Origin of the sequence: Serratia sp. JSRIV002 (genome assembly GCF_019968725.1) — a bacterium.
In the GTDB taxonomy this organism is placed as follows: domain Bacteria; phylum Pseudomonadota; class Gammaproteobacteria; order Enterobacterales; family Enterobacteriaceae; genus Chania; species Chania fonticola_B.
Genome location: NZ_CP074143.1, coordinates 241,770 through 266,589 on the forward strand (window position 1 = coordinate 241,770; position 24,820 = coordinate 266,589).

Annotated in this window: 24 protein-coding genes and 1 tRNA gene; 17 read left to right on the forward strand and 8 right to left on the reverse strand. The window is 54.6% G+C overall.

Annotated features, from left to right (window positions below):
- The first annotated feature begins 168 nt into the window (after nucleotides 1-168).
- Entirely contained in the window at nucleotides 169-1,413 is a 1,245-nt protein-coding gene (locus tag KGP26_RS01040; protein WP_223664912.1) for a VWA domain-containing protein, read from the forward strand.
- 70 nt (nucleotides 1,414-1,483) lie between these two features.
- Here the strand turns inward: KGP26_RS01040 and KGP26_RS01045 are convergent, their stop codons facing one another.
- The 3 genes from KGP26_RS01045 to KGP26_RS01055 all read right to left on the reverse strand — a co-directional run bounded on the left by KGP26_RS01045 (nucleotide 1,484) and on the right by KGP26_RS01055 (nucleotide 3,084).
- Nucleotides 1,484-2,182 (reverse strand): HAD family hydrolase, encoded by a 699-nt coding sequence (locus KGP26_RS01045; RefSeq protein WP_037376573.1) that lies wholly within the window; start codon nucleotides 2,180-2,182, stop codon nucleotides 1,484-1,486.
- Between the two features lie 150 nt (nucleotides 2,183-2,332).
- Nucleotides 2,333-2,815: a GNAT family N-acetyltransferase gene (locus tag KGP26_RS01050; protein ID WP_179249315.1), complete on the reverse strand. Its 483-nt coding sequence runs from the start codon at nucleotides 2,813-2,815 to the stop codon at nucleotides 2,333-2,335.
- On the reverse strand, nucleotides 2,806-3,084 hold the full coding sequence (locus tag KGP26_RS01055; RefSeq protein WP_059199145.1) for a DUF1778 domain-containing protein: 279 nt from the start codon (nucleotides 3,082-3,084) through the stop codon (nucleotides 2,806-2,808). Before KGP26_RS01055 ends, KGP26_RS01050 begins: the two co-directional genes overlap by 10 nt.
- 218 nt (nucleotides 3,085-3,302) lie before the next feature.
- Here KGP26_RS01055 and KGP26_RS01060 point away from each other — a divergent pair, with 218 nt between their 5' ends.
- The 3 genes from KGP26_RS01060 (at nucleotide 3,303) to KGP26_RS01070 (ending at nucleotide 5,002) form a co-directional block, all read left to right on the forward strand.
- Nucleotides 3,303-4,337, forward strand: a complete 1,035-nt coding sequence (locus KGP26_RS01060) for a YeeE/YedE family protein (RefSeq protein ID WP_223664913.1) — start codon at nucleotides 3,303-3,305, stop codon at nucleotides 4,335-4,337.
- A gap of 5 nt (nucleotides 4,338-4,342) precedes the next feature.
- Entirely contained in the window at nucleotides 4,343-4,570 is a 228-nt protein-coding gene (locus KGP26_RS01065) for a sulfurtransferase TusA family protein (RefSeq protein ID WP_059199143.1), read from the forward strand.
- Between the two features lie 195 nt (nucleotides 4,571-4,765).
- Nucleotides 4,766-5,002 carry a DUF4282 domain-containing protein gene (locus tag KGP26_RS01070; protein WP_021807719.1) on the forward strand — a complete coding sequence of 79 codons (237 nt, stop codon included), beginning with the start codon at nucleotides 4,766-4,768 and terminating at the stop codon, nucleotides 5,000-5,002.
- A gap of 69 nt (nucleotides 5,003-5,071) precedes the next feature.
- Here KGP26_RS01070 and KGP26_RS01075 read toward each other — a convergent pair whose 3' ends face one another.
- Nucleotides 5,072-5,821 (reverse strand): NAD(P)-dependent oxidoreductase, encoded by a 750-nt coding sequence (locus tag KGP26_RS01075; protein WP_223664914.1) that lies wholly within the window; start codon nucleotides 5,819-5,821, stop codon nucleotides 5,072-5,074.
- 630 nt (nucleotides 5,822-6,451) lie between these two features.
- Here KGP26_RS01075 and bglF point away from each other — a divergent pair.
- A complete protein-coding gene (bglF, locus tag KGP26_RS01080) occupies nucleotides 6,452-8,329 on the forward strand; it encodes a PTS beta-glucoside transporter subunit IIABC (RefSeq protein ID WP_094983250.1) in 1,878 nt (625 codons plus the stop codon).
- Nucleotides 8,330-8,352: 23 nt separating this feature from the next.
- Complete coding sequence (locus tag KGP26_RS01085) at nucleotides 8,353-9,753, forward strand: glycoside hydrolase family 1 protein (protein WP_223664915.1); 1,401 nt, start codon at nucleotides 8,353-8,355, stop codon at nucleotides 9,751-9,753.
- A gap of 234 nt (nucleotides 9,754-9,987) precedes the next feature.
- On the opposite strand, the gene KGP26_RS01090 is transcribed toward KGP26_RS01085, so the two are convergent.
- Nucleotides 9,988-10,587, reverse strand: a complete 600-nt coding sequence (locus KGP26_RS01090) for an HD domain-containing protein (RefSeq protein WP_021807723.1) — start codon at nucleotides 10,585-10,587, stop codon at nucleotides 9,988-9,990.
- A gap of 130 nt (nucleotides 10,588-10,717) precedes the next feature.
- Between KGP26_RS01090 and KGP26_RS01095 the strand changes: the two genes are divergently transcribed.
- The 10 genes from KGP26_RS01095 to KGP26_RS01145 all read left to right on the forward strand — a co-directional run bounded on the left by KGP26_RS01095 (nucleotide 10,718) and on the right by KGP26_RS01145 (nucleotide 20,854).
- Entirely contained in the window at nucleotides 10,718-11,143 is a 426-nt protein-coding gene (locus KGP26_RS01095) for an organic hydroperoxide resistance protein (RefSeq protein ID WP_024486966.1), read from the forward strand.
- Nucleotides 11,144-11,365: 222 nt separating this feature from the next.
- Nucleotides 11,366-13,060 (forward strand): kdo(2)-lipid A phosphoethanolamine 7''-transferase, encoded by a 1,695-nt coding sequence (gene eptB, locus KGP26_RS01100; protein WP_223664916.1) that lies wholly within the window; start codon nucleotides 11,366-11,368, stop codon nucleotides 13,058-13,060.
- 125 nt (nucleotides 13,061-13,185) lie between these two features.
- A tRNA-Pro gene (locus KGP26_RS01105) sits at nucleotides 13,186-13,262 on the forward strand.
- A 1,034-nt stretch (nucleotides 13,263-14,296) separates the two neighbouring features.
- Nucleotides 14,297-15,904 (forward strand): dipeptide ABC transporter periplasmic-binding protein DppA, encoded by a 1,608-nt coding sequence (gene dppA, locus KGP26_RS01115; protein ID WP_223500644.1) that lies wholly within the window; start codon nucleotides 14,297-14,299, stop codon nucleotides 15,902-15,904.
- Between the two features lie 162 nt (nucleotides 15,905-16,066).
- Nucleotides 16,067-17,086: a dipeptide ABC transporter permease DppB gene (gene dppB, locus KGP26_RS01120; RefSeq protein WP_037376574.1), complete on the forward strand. Its 1,020-nt coding sequence runs from the start codon at nucleotides 16,067-16,069 to the stop codon at nucleotides 17,084-17,086.
- An 11-nt stretch (nucleotides 17,087-17,097) separates the two neighbouring features.
- Complete coding sequence (gene dppC / locus KGP26_RS01125) at nucleotides 17,098-18,000, forward strand: dipeptide ABC transporter permease DppC (RefSeq protein ID WP_037376575.1); 903 nt, start codon at nucleotides 17,098-17,100, stop codon at nucleotides 17,998-18,000.
- Nucleotides 18,001-18,014: 14 nt separating this feature from the next.
- Nucleotides 18,015-18,995: a dipeptide ABC transporter ATP-binding protein gene (dppD, locus tag KGP26_RS01130; RefSeq protein ID WP_021807726.1), complete on the forward strand. Its 981-nt coding sequence runs from the start codon at nucleotides 18,015-18,017 to the stop codon at nucleotides 18,993-18,995.
- Nucleotides 18,992-19,981 (forward strand): dipeptide ABC transporter ATP-binding subunit DppF, encoded by a 990-nt coding sequence (gene dppF, locus KGP26_RS01135; RefSeq protein WP_021181580.1) that lies wholly within the window; start codon nucleotides 18,992-18,994, stop codon nucleotides 19,979-19,981. The genes dppD and dppF overlap by 4 nt, the downstream gene beginning before the upstream one ends.
- Before the next feature lie 286 nt (nucleotides 19,982-20,267).
- Nucleotides 20,268-20,558 carry a type II toxin-antitoxin system RelE/ParE family toxin gene (locus tag KGP26_RS01140; RefSeq protein ID WP_371822216.1) on the forward strand — a complete coding sequence of 97 codons (291 nt, stop codon included), beginning with the start codon at nucleotides 20,268-20,270 and terminating at the stop codon, nucleotides 20,556-20,558.
- A complete protein-coding gene (locus KGP26_RS01145) occupies nucleotides 20,555-20,854 on the forward strand; it encodes a helix-turn-helix domain-containing protein (RefSeq protein WP_021807729.1) in 300 nt (99 codons plus the stop codon). Before KGP26_RS01140 ends, KGP26_RS01145 begins: the two co-directional genes overlap by 4 nt.
- A 161-nt stretch (nucleotides 20,855-21,015) precedes the next feature.
- Here the strand turns inward: KGP26_RS01145 and bcsG are convergent, their stop codons facing one another.
- The 3 genes from bcsG to bcsE are packed head-to-tail and all read right to left on the reverse strand — an operon-like array spanning nucleotide 21,016 to nucleotide 24,430.
- Entirely contained in the window at nucleotides 21,016-22,671 is a 1,656-nt protein-coding gene (bcsG, locus tag KGP26_RS01150) for a cellulose biosynthesis protein BcsG (RefSeq protein WP_094982245.1), read from the reverse strand.
- A gap of 2 nt (nucleotides 22,672-22,673) precedes the next feature.
- Complete coding sequence (bcsF, locus tag KGP26_RS01155; RefSeq protein WP_021807731.1) at nucleotides 22,674-22,871, reverse strand: cellulose biosynthesis protein BcsF; 198 nt, start codon at nucleotides 22,869-22,871, stop codon at nucleotides 22,674-22,676.
- Nucleotides 22,868-24,430 (reverse strand): cellulose biosynthesis protein BcsE, encoded by a 1,563-nt coding sequence (bcsE, locus tag KGP26_RS01160; RefSeq protein WP_223664917.1) that lies wholly within the window; start codon nucleotides 24,428-24,430, stop codon nucleotides 22,868-22,870. Before bcsE ends, bcsF begins: the two co-directional genes overlap by 4 nt.
- A gap of 194 nt (nucleotides 24,431-24,624) precedes the next feature.
- On the opposite strand from bcsE, the gene bcsR reads away from it, so the two are divergent.
- Complete coding sequence (bcsR, locus tag KGP26_RS01165) at nucleotides 24,625-24,819, forward strand: cellulose biosynthesis protein BcsR (RefSeq protein ID WP_021807733.1); 195 nt, start codon at nucleotides 24,625-24,627, stop codon at nucleotides 24,817-24,819.
- Nucleotide 24,820 lies beyond the last annotated feature (1 nt).

Sequence of the window (24,820 nt, forward strand, 5' to 3'; positions counted from 1 at the left end):
CCGAGGTCAGGGGCTACAGATTAACCCCTGCATCTGATTATGGCTCCGCATCAGCTCCCTCTCCCTGTGGGAGAGGGTTGGGGTGAGGGGGATTACACGCTCCCCTTGCCCAGTCCCACCATCAATATCCCCGTTATGGAAAAGCTATTTTAACAGGAGGTTATCCTGATGATTTTACAGTCCGGCCAGAATCTGGTGGTCAATGGCACCCAGCTCAACCTGACCCTGCAGTACCCCGCCAGCCCTGGTTTTAAGAGTGAGCCTGATACCGCAGTATTCCTGCTGAATGCCGAGGGCAAAGTCCGTGGCGATGCCGATTTTATCTTCTTCAATCAAACCGCTACTCCCAACCGCAGCGTCGTTTTACAAACCACCCACCAAAGCAGCACCCTCTCGTTAGATCTAAGCAAAATTGACGCCGATGTCAGCAAGATTGCCATCACTTTGGTGATTGATGGCTTGGACGCGATCTCTGGGCTGCAACACCTGAAAATGGATGCGCAGAACGTTGCCCAATACAGCGTAGAAACCCCGGGTCGTCAGGAGAAGGCGCTGATTGTCGCCGAAATTTATCGCCATGCCGGTAACTGGAAGCTGCGCGCGCTGGGGCAGGGGTTTAACGGTGGCCTGGAGCCGCTGGCGTTAAACTATGGCGTTGATGTGGCTCAGCCTGCTGCACCTGCTACTCCGCCGCCGACCGTCAGCCTGGAGAAAAAACTGCAGGATAAAGCCCCGCATTTGGTGAGCCTGGCGAAGAACGTCACCGTCAGCCTGGCTAAATTCAATCTGCAGTCGCTAAAAGCCAAGGTTGCGTTCGTGCTGGATGCTTCAGGATCGATGACCGGGCAGTTCAAAAAGGGCAATGTGCAGGCGGTACTGGATCGCATCGCCGTGCTGGCCGTGCAGTTTGATGATGACGGCTCGATGGACGTCTGGGGCTTTGCCGAAAAACATGCCAAATATCCCGATGTGACGCTGGATAATCTTGATGGCTATATCAAGGCGATCCAGGGCAACGGCAAGCGCTCAATGTGGGAGATCCTGCCAAAACTGGGCGGCACCAATAATGAGCCGCCGGTGATGGAGGAGCTGATCGATACGTTTAAACACAGCGATATGCCGGTATACGTGGTGTTTATTACCGACGGTGGCATCAGCAAAACGCGCCAGATCAAAGAGGCGATCAAGCGTTCGGCCAACTATCCGATTTTCTGGAAGTTTGTCGGCCTGGGTGGCTCGAATTACGGCGTGCTGGAAAAGCTGGATACCTTCACCGATCGCCGGGTGGATAACACCAACTTCTTCGCGATTGACGACTTTGCCACGATGAGGGAAGACCGTTTGTACGATCTGCTGCTGGAAGAGTTTAAAGAGTGGTATGACGCGGCCAAGGCGGACCGGATTATTGTGTAGCCATGAGCCCTGGCCCTTCTCCCACAAGGGAAGGGCTAGGGGGAAATAGTGTTGCTGGGGCTGGTAATGGTTACCGTTGTTGGTTCGTCTTGCCGATGACATTAGGCTCCGCCACGCGCAACCTTTTGATCGCAGAGCGGCGCTTTGACCAGGCCGGATGGAAATGCCGCCAGTGCGCATCCTGGGCAGCCGCCAACAGTTCGTAGTCCCCACGGGTATCGCCCCAGGCTCTGAGATGATAGTTCCCCAATGGGCCGTAGATACTTTCCAGGCGTTCAACCTTCTGCCCACAGCGGCAGTTATGGCCGGTGATGCGCCCGGTGAGTTTACCGTCGACCACTTCCAACTGAGTACCAATCAGCTTGATGCCCAAACGATCGGCAAACGGCTGTAGCACCAGGGCTGGTGAAGCAGAACAAATCGTGACTTCAGCGCCGGAGCTGACCTCCATGGCAACCGCAATCAGCCCGGAAGGGCGCATCAGCTTGGTCCAATAGGCCGAACAAAAGGCTTCCGCCTGCTGGCGGAACCAGTGCTCATCAACCCCGGTCAGGAAAACCTTAATCAGGGTTTCTTTTAGCTCGTCGCGGGTGAGTTTTTTGCGCATATGCTTAAATGCAGGCTGCGCCAGCCGCAATAAGCGACGGGCAAATACGCGCCGGCCAAAAGCGAAACGCAGGAATGGGATAAAACTGTCGTGGTGAGTCAGCGTTCCGTCAAAATCAAAAACCGACAAAACTTGCGTTGTCCGACTTGCCTCTGTATCCATTTTTAAATCATACCTCTACTGTGCAACACAGGGCATTCCCCCCAATCCTGTGGATGATAGCAGAACTCCCCCACAGGTTGAATTTTTGCCAACGCTAGACTATAGAACCCAAAAGCTATACGAATGATGCCGATAAAGGTATTTTTGGTACTAAAGCTTTATTGGGTAAAACAGCATCAGTGGGTGTTCAGGGGAGGGGGAGAAGGCGAACTTGATGTAGAAGTTTCGCACCCCTTCATTCAATGCATGAACGATTAACGCTCTCACGCCAACTTGTTGAGCAATATTCTTTGTCCGAAATATCGCGTCTTTTAACAATGCGACCCCTAGGCCCTTGCCTGAGTACGCCTGATCGATAGCAAGTCTGCCAAGAACGATAACCGGAAGTGACTCTGGCGCATTGCGTCTGTAAGCTCCGGGGGCGGTATTCCTCTGAACGCTACCCGTTGCTAGGCAATAGTATCCAATAACCCGATGGGTTTCCTCTGTGCAAATAACATAAACGCGGGAAATTCCTGCGCTATGATTTTTAAGCGCTTTCTTTCTCAGCCACTCATTAAGCATCGGCTCTGAACTGCAAAAGTCAGCGAGGTTATGCCCGGATGACAAGGGCTCGGGAGCTTTCATTCCCATGGCGATTTGCGGCTCATCAGGTCGTTAATACGGGCCTGGCGTTCAGCGGTGATAGGCGCATCCAGTTCGGTCAGAAACGCATCATATTGTTCGTCGTCTAAGATAAACAAACGCTGGTCCAGTAGGATGTCCTGCGCCTCGCGGCAAGCCACTTCAAGCATGAAATCGGTACGCGACTTCGACAAGAGACTTGCAGCCATGTCGATCAGGTCGCGTTGAGAGGCTTTTGCCCGAATATTGATCGGGGCTTCTCTAGTTTCAGGTTTCATCGTCGTATCCGTGTAGTAAAGTGATATACAATTATACACTGTGTATGCAAAAACGCTACACACGCAGTGGTAGAGCATTGGGATCTAAAATCCAATAATTCGATCGCGCCCTCAATATCCCTTCTATTTGTATGACTTCTCGATTTCTAGCGCGTAAAATGCCTGCGCCCTACCCAGGGCACGCTGTTTACAAAGCCATAAAAAGGAGTTTTTCCCTTATGACAGGTCTGTTTCTGGGGTTCCTTCTTGGATTTATCATGCAACGCGGGCGCTTTTGTATGGCTGGCGGTCTGAGAGACCTCTATCTGTTTCGCGACGGGCGCATGACCCTCGCTATCCTCATTATCATCACCCTGCAAAGCATCGGTCTGTTCGCCTTCGTTGCCCTCGGTTGGGCCAAACTCCCCGGTGGGGATTTCCGCTGGTTGGCGACGCTGGTCGGCGGTGTCACCTTCGGTATCGGCATGGGGCTGGCGGGTTCCTGCTCCACCGGCGCTTACTACCGAGCTGCTGAGGGGCTGGCCGGCAGCATGATTGCCGTGGTCGGTTTTGTGGTCGCTAGCTGGTATATCCGCCAGCCGGATGGCAAACAACTGTTCGCCCCCATCAACGCCCCGGCCTTGCCGGACGCTTCGCTGATGCAGACGTTCGGCATGTCTCCCTGGCCTGCGGTGGTGGTGTTAACCGTGCTGACGGGCGTGCTGGTCTGGCGCCATCTGCAACGTAAATCCTTCCCCGTTCCGCAACCCAAACCGCGCAAGCAGGGCATTGCCCACTGGCTGTTCGAAGCACGCTGGCATCCCTTCGTCAGTGCCGTACTGATCGGCGTGATTGCTCTGCTGGCATGGCCTTCCAGCCTGGAGACGGGCAGGGTCGGCGGTTTGGGCATCAGTGGCCCCAGCGCACAGCTGTTCTCGTTAATTACCGAGGGTAAAACCGGCTTCTTTGGCTGGGCGGGCTACTTGCTGATCGGGATTTTTGCCGGTGCGCTGGTGGCTGCCTGGGGTAGCCAGGAGTTGCGGCTGCGTTCGCCCGGCCTCTCGACCATGGTCAAAAGTCTGTTTGGGGGAGGGCTGATGGGGATCGGCAGCGGGTTGGCTGGCGGCTGTATGCTGGGTAATACCATCGTCAACACCGCCTGGTTCTCCTGGCAGGGCTGGCTGTTTATCCCCTGCATCCTGTTGGGAAGCTGGCTGGTCAGCTATTTCACCATTATTCTTCCGCACCAATCGATTAAAACAAAAGAGGCCTGAGGACTATGAAAACGATCACTCTGGATACCACCGGTAAACTTTGCCCATTCCCGCTGATTGAAGCCAAAAAGCACATTGAGCAATTGGGTTCTGGTGACCTGCTGGTGATTGAATATGACTGCGCCCAGGCCACGGAAAACCTGCCGCGCTGGGCTGTTGAAGCAGGGCACAGCGTGACGGATTTCCAGCAGACCGGTGATGCCCGCTGGCAGATTAGTATTCAGAAGGGGTAGGTTAGGCTATCTGCTCTCACTTGGGAGTTATTTCCGAGTAGAGCAGACTTGAGCATCGTTACGTCCTTAAACGTAGGGATAACAATCCATCACATCTTCTTACCTTTTGTCATCTTTGGCCAGTATACTTAATTCCAGCTTGAGGGCACTTTGCCGCTCAGGAATGGTCAACCTTAACGAATGAAGGGATACACAATGAAAAATATTTTCTTTTTTGATGCGATGCTGACGCCGAAAATCATTACCGGCGTTTATTGGCTTTGCCTGCTGGGCATCCTGGTCGGTGGCATCGGGTCGATGTTCTATGGTGAGTTTTTCCGTGGGCTACTGGCCATGATCATTGGCGGTGTCTTTACCCGTGTCTGTTTTGAAATGGTGATCATCGCCTTCAAAAATAATGAGTACCTACGCAAGATTGCTGAAAAGCCGTAATGTGGTGAACGGCAGACATTCCCTCACCGGGCTCACAACGCAGAGGCGCAGCGTATGTACTGCGCCCACTCAGCTAAACCCGAGCAGGGTAAACGCATCGTCCTCGGGGTAGTAATCCAGCAGTCGCGTGGTCTCCTCTAACGACAGTCGCTTATAGCGATTGTTAGAGATGCCATGCACCACCGCATGCTGCACGTTGGTAACGCGGATGCAGCGATCGAGCAGATCGGCGGCATCCCGGTGGCTCAGGAAGGCGCTCATATCCCGCGCGCTGATCTGTTGCCCCGCTTCCAACGTCGTGAAGTTGGCAATCCGCACCGACAGTGCAGAAAGCCCCTCCTGATGGGCAAAATAGGCGGCGATCCCTTCGCCAAACGCCTTGCTGGCCCCGTACATATTCTTCGGCTTCGGCGCATCGTCCGGGCGCACCTGGTAATCCAATGGATAGCCTTCCACCGCTTGTGCACTGCTGGCAAACACCACGCGTTGGCAGCCTGCGTCTTTCGCTGCCCGGAAGATGTTGAATGTACCAAGGATGTTGTTGTTCATCAGTGAAGAACAGAAATCGGCATCCGCCGAAGGATCGGCAGCCAAATGCAGCACGGTATCGATGTTGGCGCAGGCTGCCCGGCAAGCCTCGATATCGGTGATATCGAACGTCAGTACCTCGTCATTGGGCCGCAAATGAGAGATCAGGCCAGCTTTTTTTTCCGCCAGGCGAAAATCGTAACGATGGCCAGCGAACTGCCTGAACACGGTAGCCACTCGGCCACCGGCACCGGTAATCAACACCCGCCCAAGCTCTGTACGTAATGCCATGGCGACTACGTTCCCTAAAACAAATTTTCTGGAGTCTAGTAATAATACTCCGAACTATATTTGTCCATCTTTAGTTAGTGCTTCTGATGTGTTTTCTAGGCCAATTAAGATTTTACTTAGTATTTATACGGGTTTTAAGAGGGTTTTTAGGCTACTCAAAAATGAGTATAATGATAAGGTCGATGAAACAAACAGGTCGAAAATAAATCGTAATTCGATGTTATTTAATGGTTTTAGTCTTTATTGATTATGTTTTGTTGCGTGTTAAGACATGTCTTTACTGTAAATTACACTCCGGAAATAGGTTAAATTATGTAATGTTTTTTGTGGCTGGGTAGCGCTACAAAAGTGCTGAAGGGATGACAGGGGATTTTGTCTACCGGATCACACTTCGGCAACTTTGTGGCGGAAAGCCTTGCCGCACTGAAAAACAGAATGTTACCGTCATAGCTCAACCGATTTAGGGTTGTCACTGCTTTGGCAGGCAAAACCTAAACCTCGAGTTTCTGTTTCCCCATGTTGGGATCAGAGGCCGCGAGGTTTAGGTTTTTTTTTGCGCTGAATTCCTCCACGACGATTGGCCATCACCGTGTCTGGGGAGCAGCAAGGTTAAGCGTTAAGGATGCAACCATGAAATATCAGGAATTAGCCAGTGAGATCTTGGCCGGCGTCGGTGGCCGCGACAATGTGAAAAGCCTGGTGCATTGCGCCACCCGCCTGCGTTTTAAACTGCAAGAACACGGTAAGGCGGATGCGGAGGCGCTGAAGAAAAATCCGGGCGTCATCATGGTCGTGGAAAGCGGTGGCCAGTTCCAGGTGGTGGTAGGTAACCACGTCGGGGAGGTTTATAACGCCTTGAATGCGCAGCTTGGTGCGGGTGAGGAAACGCCCGCCAATGCACAAGAAGATAAACAGGAAAACCTGCTCAGCCGCTTTATCGACGTGGTTTCCGGCATTTTTACCCCGTTGCTTGGTGTGATGGCGGCTTCGGGGATCCTGAAGGGCTTCCTGGCGTTGAGCCTGGCCTGTGGTTGGCTGTTGGAGAGTAGCGGCACCTACAAGCTGTTGTTTGCGTCGAGTGACGCGCTGTTCTATTTCTTACCGATCATGCTGGGTTACACCGCAGGTAAGAAATTTGGCGGTAACGTTTTTGTCACCATGGCTATTGGTGGAGCGTTGACGCATCCGCTGATGATGGGGGCTTTTGAGGCGGCTCAGCTTCCGGGTGCCCAGCCGGAGTATTTCCTCGGCATCCCTATTACCTTTATCAACTACAGCTCGTCGGTCATTCCGATCATTTTTGCCGCCTGGGTATCCTGCCGCCTGGAGCCGCTATTTAACCGCGTGTTGCACAGCGCACTGCGTAATTTCGTGACGCCGTTGATGTGCCTGGTGATCACCGTGCCGCTCACCTTCCTGCTGATTGGCCCGGCGGCTACCTGGCTGAGCCTGATGTTGGCCAATGGCTATCAGGCTATCTATGCCTTCAACCCGATCGTGGCCGGTGCCTTTATGGGCGCGGCCTGGCAGGTCTGTGTGATCTTCGGCCTGCATTGGGGGCTGATACCGCTGATGCTCAACAATATGAGCGTGTTTGGCCGTGACACTCTGTCTCCACTGCTGCTGCCTGCGGTGATGGGGCAAGTGGGGGCTACGTTGGGCGTAATGCTGCGTACCCGCGATGCCAAGCTGCGGGTGATGGCGGGCTCTGCCGTTACCGCCGGTATCTTCGGTATTACTGAGCCTGCTGTATACGGGGTCACGCTGCCAAACAAACGGCCATTTATTTTCGGCTGTATTGGCGGGGCGCTGGGTGGTGCGGTGATCGGTTACTTCCACACGGCAACCTACTCGTTTGGTTTGGTCAGTATTTTCACCTTTGCCCAGATCATTCCGGCGGGCGGCTTTGATGCGACGGTCCTGGGGGCGATTGCCGGTACCTTGGTATCGTTTGTGTTTGCGACCATTGCCAGCTATCTGTTCGGCCTCGTACCGCCAGCGGAACAACCGGCTGAAGCGGCCCCGGCCCCAGCTCCACAGGCATCTCTCAACCGCAAGCAGCAGGTCACCAGCCCGATTGCTGGCGACATCATCCCGTTGGAACAGGTTCAGGATGCCACCTTTGCCAGCGGCCTGCTGGGTAAAGGCGTGGCCATTATGCCGCACCAGGGCCGTGTGGTGGCCCCAGTCAATGGCTATGTGGCATCGCTGTTCAAAACCAAGCACGCCATCGGCATTGAATCGGATGAGGGGGCTGAGGTGCTCATCCACGTGGGTATCGATACCGTCAAGCTTAACGGCCTGCATTTTACCGCCCACATCAAAGAGGGCGATCGCGTTAAACAGGGCGATCTGCTGATCGAGTTTGACCAAGAGGCGATCCGTGCCGCAGGTTTCGATACCACCACGCCGATCATCATCAGCAACAGTGACGACTATGTCGATGTGCTCACCAGCGGCCAAAGCCCGGTGCAGGAACAGGCACCGCTGCTGACACTATTACGTTAATCAGGTTTATTGAGGAGAAAGCGATGAGTTGCAAATTTCCACAGCATTTTCTATGGGGCGGCGCGGTCGCGGCAAATCAGGTAGAAGGCGCGTATCTGGAGGATGGCAAAGGCCTTTCGACGTCAGATCTGCAACCCCAAGGGATCTTTGGCGGGCTGACGCCGCGCGTTGCCGGAGACAGCGGTATCAAGGATGTGGCGATCGATTTCTACCACCGTTACCCTGAAGATATCGCGTTGTTTGCCGAGATGGGCTTCAAGTGCCTGCGTACCTCGATCGCCTGGACGCGTATCTTCCCGCAAGGGGACGAAGAAGTACCGAATGAAGCCGGGCTGGCATTTTATGATCGACTGCTCGACGAGATGGCAAAATACGGCATTCAGCCGTTGATCACCCTGTCGCATTACGAAATGCCCTATGCATTGACGCAAAAGTATGGCGGTTGGGGCAATCGCCAACTTATTGAGTTCTTCGAGCGTTACGCCCGCACGGTGTTCGAGCGTTACAAGCACAAGGTCAAACACTGGCTGACCTTCAATGAGATCAACATGTCGCTGCATGCGCCGTTCACCGGCGTGGGTCTGCCGGAAGACAGCAGCAAAAGCGAGATTTACCAGGCGATCCACCATCAGTTGGTAGCCAGCGCCAAGGCGGTAAAAGCCTGCCATGAGATCGTGCCGGACGGTAAGATCGGCAATATGTTGCTGGGCGGTATTCTTTATCCGCTGAGCTGCAAGCCGGAAGACCTGTTGGAAACCCAGCGCCAGAACCGCGACTGGATGTTCTTCGGTGATGTACAGGTACGCGGTGCGTACCCGGCCTATATGAAGCGCTTCTTCCGTGAGAACGACATTCAGGTGACGATCACCGAGGAAGATAAGCAGGCGCTGCGCGAAACCGTCGATTTTATCTCGTTCAGTTACTATATGAGTGGCTGTGTCACCACCGACGAAGAAAAGAACCAGACAGCCCGGGCCAATATCCTCAACATGGTGCCTAACCCGCATCTGGCAAGCTCGGAATGGGGCTGGCAGATTGACCCGGTGGGGCTGCGCTATCTGCTCAACGTGCTGTATGACCGCTATCAGAAACCGCTGTTTATCGTCGAGAACGGCCTGGGGGCGAAAGACCGCATCGAGGCCGACGGCAGCATCAACGACGATTACCGCATTGACTATATCAACGATCATCTGGTGCAGGTTGCGGAAGCGATCGACGATGGAGTTGAGGTGATGGGTTATACCAGTTGGGGGCCGATCGATCTTGTCAGTGCTTCCAAAGCGGAGATGGCGAAGCGCTACGGCTTTATTTATGTCGATCGCGATGATGCAGGTAAGGGCAGCCTGGAGCGCCGCCGCAAGAAGAGTTTCTACTGGTATCGTGATGTGATCCACAGCAACGGCAGCAGCTTGAAGATCAAGTAATTACTCAGGAAAACAGGCCCCTCACCCCAACCCTCTCCCACAGGGAGAGGGAGCTGCCCCGGTGTTGCGGTCGGGTGCTGCGATCGCTTTGTCCTGCCTAAAAGGGATCTGATTGGGGGCAATGGCCAGGTAATTTCTGCAAATGATAGTCAACTCGATCGGTCCCCTCTCCCTGTGGGAGAGGGCTAGGGTGAGGGGCCATAGCAGTGCTTATGTCTCCCACCTATCTCAAGCTTACGTCACCTCGTTTGCCTGATATCGCTGCCGGGCATGGTCAAACCAACGGGCCGGGACGTTATGCGGAGGCAGCTGCAGCGCCTGCAAGCCCTGTTCGATGATATAGCTAGCCTGCCGCCACAGCTGTGGATCGCCTTCGGTCAGCACTTCCAGCAGGCGCTGTTTTTCCACCAGGTAGGTTTTGGCGAAGTGGCTATCGTATTGCAGCAGGGAACGGGTGTTGTCGATCAAATCGGCCAGCTTGATAGTTTTGGCCTGTGGGGAGGCATTGGCGCTGTGGCGACGATCGCGGTTCTTGCGTTGATAGCGATTTTCCGCGCTGCCGACGCTGACGTTGGTCAGCATAGCGACCAGGCTGGCAACCTGCAGGCCAAAATGGCTTTCGATATCGGCCAGCGTAGAGGGAGTATCTTCCACGGTGTCATGCAACCAGGCCGCAGCCAGCATCTCTTCGCTGTGCGGCACGCTGCTGACAATCTCCATCACTGCCTGTGGATGCACAATATACGGGTCGTTCGTGTATTTGCGGCGCTGATCGATCGCTCCATGCGCTTTGGTGGCATAGCGGCGGGCGCGTTCGGCCAAGGTGTCAGTCATGCTTTGATTTCCCTGTGGCATCCGATAGATAGAACTTAGCATACCGTGCTTAACGTCGGTTGTGCGAGCCTGGGCTACGCGCAGAATGGTCTACACTGGATCGGGTCACCAACCCGAAAAGGAACGATCTATGTCTATTGAGAAAGTGGTTTATCGCGCCCATGCCAAGGCAACCGGTGGCCGAGACGGCCGTGCAACTTCATCCGACGGCGTGTTGGACGTGAAATTAGGCGTGCCGAAAGAGATGGGCGGCGCCGGTGGGGAGGTTACCAACCCTGAGCAACTGTTTGCCGCGGGCTATTCGGCCTGTTTCCTGGGGGCACTGAAGTTTGTCGCCTCGAAGGAAAAAGTGAAAATTCCTGCTGAAGCCTCCATCGAGGGCACCGTCGGTATCGGTGAGATCCCCAACGGTTTTGGCATTGAGGTTCAACTGGATATCAGCTTGCCGGGCGTTGAGCGTAGCGTCGCGGAAGACTTGGTGAAGAAAGCCCATGTGGTCTGCCCCTACTCCAACGCCACGCGCGGCAATATCGATGTAACCCTTAACATTAAATAATGTTCTCTGCCAATAACCGGTGAAAGAGGGGGACAGTGCTCCCCCATTCACAAGTCCTGTCTCCCCGCTATTTTTCTCACAAAATTGGCAAAAAATGCTCGTTTAGTGAGATTTTTCTTGATTCTGTTCTGCAGAATGATGCTTATTGCCCATCGGCTGAACCTGAGGGCATATCGACTGTCTGATGGTTTCAGAACTTGAAGCCCGGAGCCACTGCGTTACATGAACAAAGTTAAATCGCTATCACAGCAGAATTTATCGTTATTGTTAGCGATCTATATCGGCATCTTTTTAAACCTTTCCGTTTTCTATCGTCGTTTTGATTCTTTTGCGCACGGCATTCAGGGGATCAAGGTGGTTTCTGCGGTGACAGAAGTCATTGCCATTGTCCTGTTCACCTTCTTTATCATGCGGCTGGTATCCCTCGGGGGCCGGCTGTTTTACCGCATCGTCGCCTCTTTGCTGGTATTGATCTCCGTCGCTGCCAGTTACTACATGACGTTCTTCAACGTGGTGATTGGCTATGGGATTATCGTTTCGGTGATGACCACCGATATCGATCTCTCCAAAGAGGTGGTCGGGCTGAATTTTGTGCTGTGGATGATCGTGGTCAGCGCTTTGCCGCTGCTGTGCATCTGGAGCAATAACCTTCGCGATACCCTGATCGAACAAATGAAAACGCCAGGGCAGCGGCTTAAGCCACTGTTGATCATGTTGGCGGTGGTCGCGCTGGTGTGGCTGCCGTTGCGTACCTTGGATAAAGAGCAAAGCGCACAGGAAAAGATCACCAATATCGATCTGCCGAGCTATGGGGGGGTGGTTGCGCACTCTTATCTGCCTTCCAACTGGCTTTCGGCGCTGGGGCTGTTTGCCTATACCCGTTATGATGAAAGCTCGGATGCAGCCAACATGTTCGATCCCAGCAAGAACTTTACCTATGTTGCGCCAGAGGGCATTGATGACACCTACGTGGTGTTTATCATCGGTGAAACCACCCGCTGGGATCATATGGGCATCCTGGGCTATGAGCGTGATACCACGCCAAAGCTGTCGCAGGAGAAAAACCTGGTGGCATTTCGTGGGGAATCTTGTGATACCTCTACCAAGCTTTCGTTGCGCTGTATGTTCGTGCGCGAGCATGGTACCTCGGATAACCCGCAGCGAACCCTGAAAGAGCAGAATATCTTTGCCGTACTGAAAGAGCTGGGCTTCAGTTCCGAACTGTTCGCGATGCAGAGCGAGGTATGGTTCTACAACAATACTGATGTAGATAATTATTCATTCCGTGAAATGATCGCCTCAGAGAAGCGTAACGACGGTAAATCGGTGGACGATATGCTGTTGGTGGATGAGATGAAAGAGTCGCTGGCCCGCCATCCCAACGGTAAGCATCTGGTGATCCTGCATACTAAAGGGTCGCATTACCTCTATTCACAGCGCTATCCGCGTAGTTTTGCTCGTTATCAGCCGGAATGCATGGGCGTGGATGAGTTCTGCTCCAAAGAGCGCTTGATTAACGCCTATGACAATTCGGTGCTGTACACCGATACCTTTATCGACAGTGTGATTGACCAGGTGCGCGATAAGAAGGCTATCGTGTTCTACGCGGCCGACCATGGCGAATCCATTGGTGAAAACTCGCACCTGCATGGTACGCCGCGTGAAATGGCCCCGCCGGAGCAGTTCCGTGTGCCGATGATCGTCTGGGCTTCCGATAAATACCTCGAAGACCCACAGCACAAGAGTGCGTTTGAGCAGTTGCAGACCCAACAGCGTGTGGGCCAGCCGCACCGTCACGTAGAACTGTTTGACTCTATCCTCGGCTGCCTGGGTTACACCTCGCCAGACGGTGGTATTGTTGAGAGCAATAACTGGTGTCGTCTGCCGCAGAGTAAAGCGGACGCCAAAGTGCTGTAAACCGAACCTGAAAGGCCGTATCCGCTCAGATACTGGCCTGTTTGGCGCTTTTAGCGCCACTTGGTGTGCGGGGGTGAAAAAGAGATTGACGCGTATACGGCCCGGCAGTAAGATGCGCCCCGCATCGGCGAGTAGCGCAGCTTGGTAGCGCAACTGGTTTGGGACCAGTGGGTCGGAGGTTCGAATCCTCTCTCGCCGACCACATTCAAGAAAGCCCGCTTTTTTAAGCGGGCTTTTTTACGTCTGGAGTTTATGAGGATGAGAACCTCCGCGGAGGTCGACAAATCTGTCGGGAACAGATTTGCATATCGCGTCAGCGATACCCCGAAGTGGCGAGTATCATGGACGATACGAGTGAATCCTCTCTCGCTGAGTACATTCAAGAAAGCCCGCTTTTTTAAGCGGGCTTTTTTACGTCTGGAGTTTATTGCTCAGGCTGCCTTACCAATGACAAAATCGAAATGGATTTGGTCGTAGGGGAAAATCACCCCGGCTGTACCCTTATCAACGATGCCGCAAGCCAACAACGCCTGAAGATCCGTATGCACAGCTTTGACATCCCGCTCAACGCGACGAGCAACTCCTGCCCGTATGGCAAAAAATGTCTACCTCTAGCTAGGCATCAATAGTGTGAGGGGAAGTAGAGGCTGGCAAGAGGGCTCTTTTAATGGTTGCGAGTCCACTCGCAACGTGGGGTCAGTAGCCAGCGGAATGGTAAGAAATCCCTCACGCACAACCCCTCCACCCAGCTCCCTCTTTCGGGTAGTGCCCCAGCATTTCCTCCTGTCTTTTACCAGGATCACAAAAATAACCGCTCAGATATTCATCATTCAGCAATAATCTTTTTTGGTTTTTTATTGGAGGTTAATGCTGGATAGGTCCTTAACGCTGGTTCATGACGCCAAGATTTAACCGGTAGCACAAGTTTTAATGCTGTAAATGTTGCTGAAAGGTTTTTTTTATGTTTGCTTGCTGTTTCTCACAGTCTAGGTAAATCCCTACTGGTTATATTGACGGCACCCCAAACAGTTGGCAATTTGGTACCCTCAGGGATAAGAGTGAGAGGTGTATGAGTGGAATTCACTCGCTCAAACGCCCCGCCGTGATGCGTTCCATCCGGCATTCTCGCGCTTTTTATTCCTCCTGCCTTCGGGCACTGACCGCACAGGCCGCGTAACAAAAAATATTAGGCTCTGGCGGTAATACACACACCACATCACATACGGAGCACTAGCGATGACAAGTTCCTTGGGTAAATCAGGGATTCTGAAATTCGGTATCGGCCTGATTGCGCTGACCGTTGCGGCCAGCGTGCAGGCAAAGACGCTGGTTTACTGTTCTGAAGGCTCTCCTGAAGGGTTCAACCCGCAGTTGTTCACCTCCGGTACCACCTATGATGCCAGCTCAGTGCCAATCTATAACCGTCTGGTTGAGTTCAAACTGGGCACCACCGAACTGGAACCCGGCCTGGCAGAGAAGTGGGACGTCAGCGAGGACGGCAAAACCTATACCTTCCACCTGCGCAAAGGCGTGAAGTGGCAGGACAGCAAAGATTTCAAACCTAGCCGTGAACTGAATGCCGACGACGTGGTGTTCTCCTTCATGCGTCAGCTCGATCCAAACCACCCTTACCACAAGGTTTCTGGCGGCAGCTATGAATACTTCCAGGGTATGGGCATGCAGGATCTGATCAGCAAAGTCGAGAAAGTGGACGACAACACCGTTCGCTTCACGCTGACCCGTCCAGAAGCGCCATTCCTGGCTGACCTGGGCATGGACTTCGCTTCTATTCTGTCTGCAGAATATGCCGACAAGATGATGAAAGCCGGTACGCCAGAGAAAGTGGACCTGAACCCTGTGGGTACCGGGCCGTTCCAACTGTTGCAGTACCAGAAAGACTCCAAAATCCTCTACAAGGCCTTTGACGGTTTCTGGGGCACCAAACCGAAGATCGATCGCCTGGTGTTCTCCATCACGCCAGATGCCTCTGTGCGTTACGCCAAACTGCAGAAAAACGAGTGCCAGGTCATGCCGTACCCGAACCCGGCAGACATCGCTCGCATGAAGCAGGACAAAACCATCAACCTGATGGAACAGCCTGGCCTGAACGTCGGCTACCTGTCGTTCAACACCGAGAAGAAGCCGCTGGATAACGTGAAGGTGCGTCAGGCACTGACCATGGCGGTGAACAAGCAGGCCATCGTGGATGCGGTGTATCAGGGGGCGGGTCAACCTGCCAAGAACCTGATCCCACCAACCATGTGGGGCTATAACGACGAGATCAAAGACTACACTTACGATCCGGTCAAGGCCAAAGAGCTGCTGAAAGAAGCAGGCATGCCAGATGGCTTCTCCATCGATCTGTGGGCGATGCCGGTACAGCGTCCGTATAACCCGAACGCACGTCGTATGGCTGAGATGATCCAGTCCGACTGGGCGAAGATTGGCGTCAATGCCAAGATCGTCACCTACGAGTGGGGCGAGTACCTCAAGCGTGCCAAAGACGGTGAGCACCAGACGGTCATGATGGGCTGGACCGGTGACAATGGGGATCCAGACAACTTCTTCGCCACGCTGTTCAGCTGTGCGGCCGCTAAAGATGGTTCCAACTATTCCCGTTGGTGCTACAAGCCGTTTGAGGATCTGATCCAACCGGCCCGTGCCGAAGCAGACCACGACAAACGCGTCGCACTTTACAAACAGGCTCAGGTAGTCATGCACGATCAGGCCCCGGCGCTGATTGTTGCCCACTCCACCGTTTACGAGCCAGTGCGTAAAGAAGTGAAGGGCTATGTGGTCGATCCGCTTGGTAAACATCACTTTGAGAACGTTTCTCTGGACTAAGCCTACCAAGGCGGGTTGAAGGACTGGGATAGTTAATCTGCAGGGGCGCAATACGTTGCGCCCCTGCATTCCCGTCCCCAGAAGAATGTCGTGAAGCGTGTGAGTTTTAATAAGCCTGGCGGACGATGAGCTGCCAGGCACTTTATACAGAGAGTTCGGGATATGTTGCAGTTCATACTCCGACGTTTGGGGTTAGTTATCCCAACGTTTATCGGCATAACGTTGCTGACTTTTGCATTCGTCCATATGATCCCCGGCGATCCGGTGACCATTATGGCCGGGGAACGCGGGATCTCCGCAGAGCGCCATGCACAACTCATGGCAGAGATGGGGCTGGATAAACCGCTCTATCACCAATACTTCAATTACGTCACCAACGTGCTGCATGGCGATTTGGGGACGTCCCTCAAAAGCCGTATCTCCGTGTGGGAAGAGTTTGTGCCGCGCTTTAAGGCCACCCTGGAACTGGGCCTGTGCGCGATGCTCTTCGCGGTGATTGTCGGTATCCCGGTGGGGGTGCTGGCGGCCGTCAAGCGAGGTTCGGTGTTTGACCATACCGCCGTGGGTCTCTCCCTGACCGGCTATTCAATGCCGATCTTCTGGTGGGGCATGATGCTGATCATGCTGGTCTCGGTACAGCTCAACCTCACGCCCGTATCGGGGCGAATAAGCGATACGGTCTTCCTCGATGACAGCCTGCCGCTGACCGGCTTTATGCTGATCGACACCCTGTTCTGGGGTGAGCCGGGTGATTTCATCGACGCCGTGATGCATATGATCCTGCCTGCCATCGTGTTGGGCACCATCCCGCTGGCGGTTATCGTGCGTATGACCCGTTCCTCCATGCTGGAAGTGCTGGGTGAAGACTATATCCGTACTGCGCGCGCCAAGGGTGTGAGCCGTATGCGGGTGATCGTGGTGCATGCGTTGCGTAACGCCTTGCTGCCGGTGGTGACGGTGATCGGCCTACAGGTTGGTACCCTGCTGGCCGGGGCGATCCTGACCGAAACCATCTTCTCCTGGCCGGGGCTTGGCCGCTGGCTGATGGATGCGTTGCAACGCCGTGATTATCCGGTTGTTCAGGGCGGCGTATTGTTGGTCGCCTGTATGATTATTCTGGTTAACCTGCTGGTAGACGTGCTCTACGGCGTGGTCAACCCGCGTATTCGCCACAAGAAATAAGGGGCGCTCTGATGTCTCAAATGACCGAGTCTGTAGTGAAAGGTGCGCCGAAGCCAATGACCCCGTTCCAGGAGTTTTGGCACTATTTCAAGCGCAACAAAGGGGCCGTCGTTGGCCTGGTTTATATCGTGGTCATGCTGGTGGTTGCCGTGGGGGCCGGGTTCCTGGCTCCACATGCGCCTGCCGAACAGTTCCGTGATGCCCTGCTTAGACCGCCGGTCTGGGAGGATGGCGGCAGCTGGAAGTTTATTCTGGGTACCGACGATGTCGGCCGTGATGTGCTGTCGCGGCTGATGTACGGTGCCAGGCTCTCGTTGCTGGTCGGCTGCCTGGTGGTGGTGCTTTCGCTGGTGATGGGCGTGGTATTCGGCCTGTTGGCCGGTTATTTCGGCGGCGTAGTCGATGCCATCATCATGCGCGTGGTCGATATCATGCTGGCACTGCCAAGCCTGCTGTTGGCGTTGGTGCTGGTGGCGGTGTTTGGGCCCTCGATCGTTAACGCCTCGCTGGCGCTGACCTTCGTTGCTTTGCCGCACTATGTCCGCTTGACTCGCGCTGCGGTGCTGGTGGAAGTGAACCGCGATTACGTGACGGCTTCCCGCGTGGCGGGGGCTGGGGCGGCGCGTCAGATGTTCGTCAATATCCTGCCAAACTGCCTGGCACCGCTGATCGTGCAGGCTTCTCTCGGTTTCTCGAACGCCATTCTGGATATGGCCGCTCTCGGCTTCCTGGGTATGGGTGCGCAACCGCCAACGCCGGAGTGGGGCACTATGCTCTCCGACGTGTTGCAGTTCGCGCAAAGTGCCTGGTGGGTTGTGACCTTCCCAGGGGTGGCCATTCTGCTGACGGTTTTGGCCTTTAACCTGATGGGGGACGGCTTGCGTGATGCTCTCGACCCCAAACTCAAGCAGTAACAGAGGAAGAGAGAATGGCGTTATTAAATGTAGACAAGCTTTCGGTGCACTTCGGTGACGAAGGTGCGCCGTTCCGCGCGGTAGACCGAATCAGCTACAGCGTAGAACAGGGGCAGGTGGTTGGCATCGTCGGCGAATCCGGCTCCGGTAAGTCCGTCAGTTCGCTGGCAATCATGGGGTTGATCGATTTCCCCGGCAAGGTGATGGCCGATAAGCTGGAGTTCAACGGCCAGGATCTGCGGAAAATCTCGGAAAAAGAGCGCCGCCAGCTGGTGGGCTCTGAAGTCGCGATGATCTTCCAGGACCCGATGACCAGCCTGAATCCGTGCTATACCGTCGGTTTCCAGATTATGGAAGCGCTGAAGGTGCATCAGGGCGGTAATCGCCGCACTCGTCGCCAACGTGCTATCGACCTGCTCAATCAGGTAGGCATTCCCGATCCGGCCTCGCGGCTGGACGTTTACCCTCATCAGCTTTCTGGCGGGATGAGCCAGCGTGTGATGATCGCCATGGCGATCGCCTGCCGGCCCAAGTTGCTGATTGCGGATGAACCGACGACCGCGCTCGACGTGACCATTCAGGCCCAGATCATTGAGCTGCTGCTCGAGCTGCAACAGCGTGAAAACATGGCGTTGCTGCTGATCACCCACGATCTGGCGCTGGTGGCGGAAGCGGCGCACCACATCATCGTGATGTACGCCGGGCAAGTGGTGGAATCTGGCAAGGCGGTAGAAATTTTCCGTTCGCCGCGCCACCCGTACACCCAGGCGCTGCTGCGTGCGTTGCCGGAGTTTGCTACCGACAAGGCTCGTTTGGCCTCGCTGCCTGGTGTGGTGCCGGGCAAGTACGATCGGCCGGAAGGCTGCTTGCTGAACCCGCGTTGCCCGTATGCTACCCAACACTGTCGCGAAGAAGAGCCGGAATTGCGCAGCATTCCCGGCCGTCAGGTTAAATGTCACACACCGCTGGATGATGCGGGGAGGCCGACCGTATGAGCCAGAACCACCCTTTATTGCAGGCCATTGACCTGAAAAAACACTACCCGGTCAAGAAGGGGCTGTTTGCCCCGGAACGACTGGTGAAGGCGCTGGACGGGGTTTCCTTTACCCTTGAGCGTGGTAAAACCCTGGCGGTGGTTGGGGAGTCTGGCTGTGGCAAGTCCACGCTGGGCCGCCTGCTGACCATGATCGAAATCCCTACCGGTGGTGAGCTGTACTATCAGGGGCAAGATCTGCTTAAGCCGGACGTGACGGCAGAGAAGCTGCGCCGCCAGAAGATCCAGATCGTGTTCCAGAATCCTTACGGATCGCTTAACCCTCGTAAGAAGGTGGGGCAGATCCTCGAGGAGCCGCTGTTGATCAACACCTCGTTGAGCAGCGCCGAACGGCGTGAGAAAGCGCTGGAGATGATGGCGAAGGTCGGCCTGAAAACCGAGCATTACGACCGTTACCCGCATATGTTCTCCGGCGGCCAACGTCAGCGTATTGCCATTGCGCGTGGGCTGATGCTCAACCCGGACGTGGTGATTGCCGATGAGCCGGTCTCTGCGCTGGACGTGTCCGTGCGTGCGCAGGTATTGAACCTGATGATGGATCTGCAACAGGATCTGGGGTTGTCTTACGTGTTCATCTCCCACGATCTGTCGGTGGTGGAGCACATTGCTGATGAAGTGATGGTGATGTACCTTGGCCGCTGCGTGGAGAAGGGCAGTAAAGACGCCATCTTCAACAATCCGCGCCATCCGTACACTCAGGCACTGCTTTCCGCTACACCGCGCCTGAACCCGGACATGCGCCGGGAGCGTATCAAGCTGACCGGCGAGCTACCAAGCCCGATGAACCCACCGCCGGGTTGTGCGTTTAACGCCCGCTGCCGCCGTGCCTTTGGCACCTGCACCCAGCTGCAACCGCAGCTCAAGCAGTATGGCGATCAGATGGTGGCCTGCTTTGCCGTCGACCAGGACGAAGCTGCTGGGTCTTGAGGCTACTAACCGGGCTCGCAACCTAGATACTCTGCGTGCTGCGCCCGGTTACCTCAGCGACATTAACACTCGATCTTCAATCTGACGCCGGTAGCGATACCGGCGTTTTTTTACTTATAGATGCGAAGCAAATCCCATGGTGATTACTTTTTAGTCGATATTGTTGACGCTATAAGTTATGACTTATAGAATTAATTATAAGTTGTAGCTTATAAAGGAGAGGGCTTTGTGGACTGTTATTTTTACCTCGACATTTGATTCTTGGTTGCAAGAGCAGGAAGAAGGGATGCAGGAGAAGGTACTGGCTGACCTGATGAACCTGGAGACGTATGGGCCTCAACTGCCACGTCCTTACGCTGACACGGTAAAAGGTTCAAGATACAAGAATATGAAAGAGCTGCGTGTTCAGTATTCGGGCCGCCCAATCCGTGCCTTTTTTGTTTTCGACCCCAAACGCCAAGCCATTGTGTTGTGCGCTGGTGATAAAAGTAATGATAAGCGTTTTTACGAGACAATGATCCGAATAGCGGATGATGAATTTACGGCGTATTTAGCCACACAAGAGGTATCCAAATGAAAACGTTACGTGATGCAGTCGCTGCCCGTTCTCTTGAGAGCCAAGCCCGTATCAAGGAAATGGCCGACGAAATGATGCTAGAAACAGGTTTGCAACTGATGCGTGATGAGCTGCAACTGTCACAGAAAAGCCTGGCCGAAGCTATGGGCGTAAGCCAATCCGCGGTTGCACAAATAGAGCAGCGTGGTAATGACGTAAAGTTAGCGACGCTAAAACGCTATATTGAAGCTATGGGTGGGAAGTTGAGTCTGACTGTAGAGATGCCGGAAGGCGGTGGGCGAGTCTTCCATATCTGATCGAAGGTGCTTTGGTCTCGAGCCAGGTCTAATTAACCGAAGATTGCAAAAATTCCCCAATCAACTCAAAACGGGGAGCAGCATGCCGCGCCCCTATATTTTGAGCCCGGTGAGGGAATGTCTGCAGTTTCAGTCTATAACCGCAAAACTCCCTTCACCAGTTACTGGGGATAAGGCACCCAATCCCCGCCATTAAGGCGAATATACGCCTTGCCCTGATACTGCATCACGATGGCATTGTCATTCTCCGAGATCACCGCAGTCTGCGGCAGGTTCTGCGTCAGCACTTGCCAGTCGACGCTTGGCGCGCTGAATACCTTGCCATCCACCAGACGGGAAATCAGCTCAGACAGCGCCAGATAGCTGCTCGGCGTTTTAATCTCCACCGGGCTGCCCTGGTGCGGGGCCTGCATCCCTACCAGTTTGATACCAACCGGCGTATGGGTAATGTTCAGGCTTGGGATATCCCGCAGGCCAGACATCTGCATTTTGTCGCCCGCCAGCGCCGCACCGTGCTCCGGCACGATCACCACCATCACCTTGCGTCCGGATTTCTGAAGCTCATCAAGGAAGGTGTTCAACTGATCAAACAGCTTTTGCGCTCGAGGCTGATAATCGGCGGTCTGTTTACCCCCGACAAAGCGGTTGCCGTCATGCAGCGGGATCAGGTTGAAGAAGGTGGCGGTGCGGGCATCGCCGCCCTGTTTCTGCTGATCGAGCCAGCGGTTGAGCAGTTGTAGGTCGTTATAGATTGGTTCACCGTCGAATGAGGCCAGCTCATTGCCGATCCCTGCCTGGGACATCAGCGGAGCCTGCATATCACCTTGCTCACGCAGCTCTTTCAGGAAATTACCGAACACGCCAGAGTGATCCAGCATCAACTGTTGTTTAAAGCCCAGCCTGGCCAGGTTGTCAAACAGATAACACTGCTGATTGGCGGGTTGATACAGATCGTGATGCGAAGGCTGGCCGCAGCTGGCGCGTAGCAGGCGGATGGCCGCCGGGCCGCTGTACGCGGTGGCTGAGTTAAAGTTGGTGAACATAATGTCCATCTTGGCCCACAGCGGATGGTTGCGCAGATTGACGGCGTCCAGATCGGCCCAGGCCAGCGAACAGATGTTGATGATCAGCACGTCAAACGGCTGGGCATCGGCGGGTAAGGTGGCCGGGAAGGTGGTCGCTCGGGCTTTTTCCTGCTGGTAGAACTGCTCCAGGTAGGCCGTGAGGTTGGCATTGGTCGGTGGGCCATTGGCCGCAGGCAGATTGCCGCCTGGCGTGCTCGCCGTGGCCGGTGTAGACGGGGTATCCGTCACCGTAGCGGTATGGGTGGCAGGCAGCAAGGAGACCGCCGGGCCAGCAATATTGACCACGTTCAACCACACCAATGCCGCCACGGTAAATACCGTGATGCGTATCCATTGGGCCAGGAACAGGTAGGCAATCAGCAGCACGAAGGCGGCGCCAATCATCTGCCAGTTGATAAAGCGGTTGGTCAGCTCCAGTAGATAATCCGCGCTGAAACCGGTGAGCTGCGAGCCCTGGCTAAGGATGCTGTTAATCCCCGGTAGCCAGGTATCGTGGTAAAACAAACCGATACCGATAGGAATGGCGATCAGGTGACGCCAGCGGTGCCAGCGCGGCGACGGGATCGGCATCAGTAAAAAGGCCATAAACACCAGGTTGGGCAGCGCATGGAAGTTCAGATAGCCGAACCACAGCAGGCCGAACTTGGCCAGGAAATAGAAGTTCCAGCCGCCAAGACCGCGCCAGTATCGCCATAAGGTATTGTTAGGTTGCGTTATTTTATTGTCACTCATGGTTATTTTTTACGCTTGATTTGAGAGGTGGAACCTGCGCGCACCCATAGCCCTGCCGACTTTAAATAGCGCGGTGATAACAACAAATTCTGCCAAGATCGGTGCCAGTTAGGGAAACGGCGATGCAGCAGGTATCCCGTAGGGATAAACACTATGGCGCACAGGATCACCAGTTGCACGATATCGTCAAGTGCGTTCATGGCTGTTCCTCCTGCCCGAGGCTCATCAGGGTGAAGGGAATGGGTTCCCGGCGTTCGGTCTGGTGTTCCGTTTCTACGGCGTGGGTGGTGACAGCGGCCGATTGCAGCTTGCTGGCGGGGAGCGAAAACTCGATATGCTGCCGCATCAGCCTGATTTTATCGATAATATCTACATCCAGATGCCACACTACTCGGTTACTGAACGCCTCACTCACTGGCAGGCGGAAGACGAATTTCAGTGCGGTATCCAGATCGTTAATCCGGCAGGTGGAAAGGAACAGGAACAGTCGATTCTGCGCCACGGTCATGATGTCGCCAAAACGCCGCAAATGGCACAGCGTCATCGACTGGCGGGCGCTCAACCCCGGTGCTGGGCGCAGGGCGACCATCACCCCTTTGCCATCTTCCGGCAACAGGGTATTTTCCATAAGGGAAGTCACCGCCCGGCTGAATTCCTCCAGCGGCAGGTAGCCTTTCAGTTGCATTGGCCGCAAACCGGCGAGCAGGTTATCGATATCCGCCGGAATATGGCGCGATAGTCGCTGGCCCTGGATACCTTCCAGCATGGTCAAAAAATTGGAAAGCGGTGCCACGTGGGGCACGATCAGATTGGCACCGCAGGCCAGCAGCAGGCGTTCGTCGCTGTAGCGCAGGCTGGCGCTCATCTCGCGCACCACAATCTTCAGTCCGTCGCCCCTGCTGCGGCGCAGGCTATGGATCTGATGGGCCAACTCGTCAATTTCGTCACTTTGATACAGGGCGAAGATCAGCGTGGCGGCGATGGTCAGCATGCCACGCTGCATCAACTTGGTATTGTCCTCAAACAGTTGCCAACTGGCCGATAGCGGCGGGGCGCCCTCGAGAATGCGTTGTTCCGCCAGGCACAGGCCCTCGTCGTTGCGTTCCGGGGTAGGGGAGGGTTGGTTACTGTCGTCTGCCCCTTGCCAGCCTTCCGGGCCTTCGGTCAGGGTGAACAACTGATTGGCATTGATGCCGTTTGCCGTGCTCCACCAGTGCACCAGATACTGGGCACTGCCTTGCAGCCCCTGCAGGCTGGCCAGGCCGTTGAGAATGCGGTGCTCGGCGGCTAGCTGGCCTTTGAGTTTACTCACGCCGCTGCCGTGGCTGAGTATCACCAGCGTACACTGCCGCTGGTGTAACCATTGGCCGAGTTGAGCGGCCCAGTTGCGCATTTCATCGCTGGTAAAAGTTTGCCACAGGCTAGCGTGGGCCAACAGGATCAGTAAGCGGTTGCTGGGTTTTAGCTCACGCATCAGATCGTCAGCCAAATGCAGTAGCGCCGCCTTTTTTTCTGGCAGGCTATATAAAGGGAATTTTGTAATCGCAGGGGAAAGAGGCGTGGCCAATAAGATGTCTGCCTGATTGCCGCTACAAATCAGTGCCAACTGGGCATTTTCTTCCTGGGCGGCGATGATCTGCCGGCAAAACAGATTGGCATCGTTCTGGCGATCGATATTCACCCAGTAAAAGCCTGGGGTTTGCATAGCCGACAATTCTTGCCAAATCCGTCGGATGCCTAATGAAAAAGAGTGCGCCATAGATTTATTCTACTTTTGTTGAAAGTGGCGTAGACCAAACCCGATCGGGTCACTTTAAAAGCGTAATGTCACAGTTAGCATAGCAAATCTAGCCATTAGAGGGATAATACCCGTTAAGATTCATCTTATTGGCCCAATTTTTTCCGAACGTTGCTATAGTCATTTAACATTAGCCTATTTTATGAGGCGGCAAGATGAATAATGATGCGTTAAGAGGGCTTCGGGAGAAAGCTTCGGTAGAACTTCAGGACGATCTGCAGGCTTTGAGCCGCGCTTTTTCGTTGCCCAAGTTAAACTACATCGATATTGCACGCCAGGAACGGCTAGCACAAATGATGGTCCGCTGGCCGCTGTTGGCGGAGCTGGCCAACAAGACGGGGAGTGCTTGAG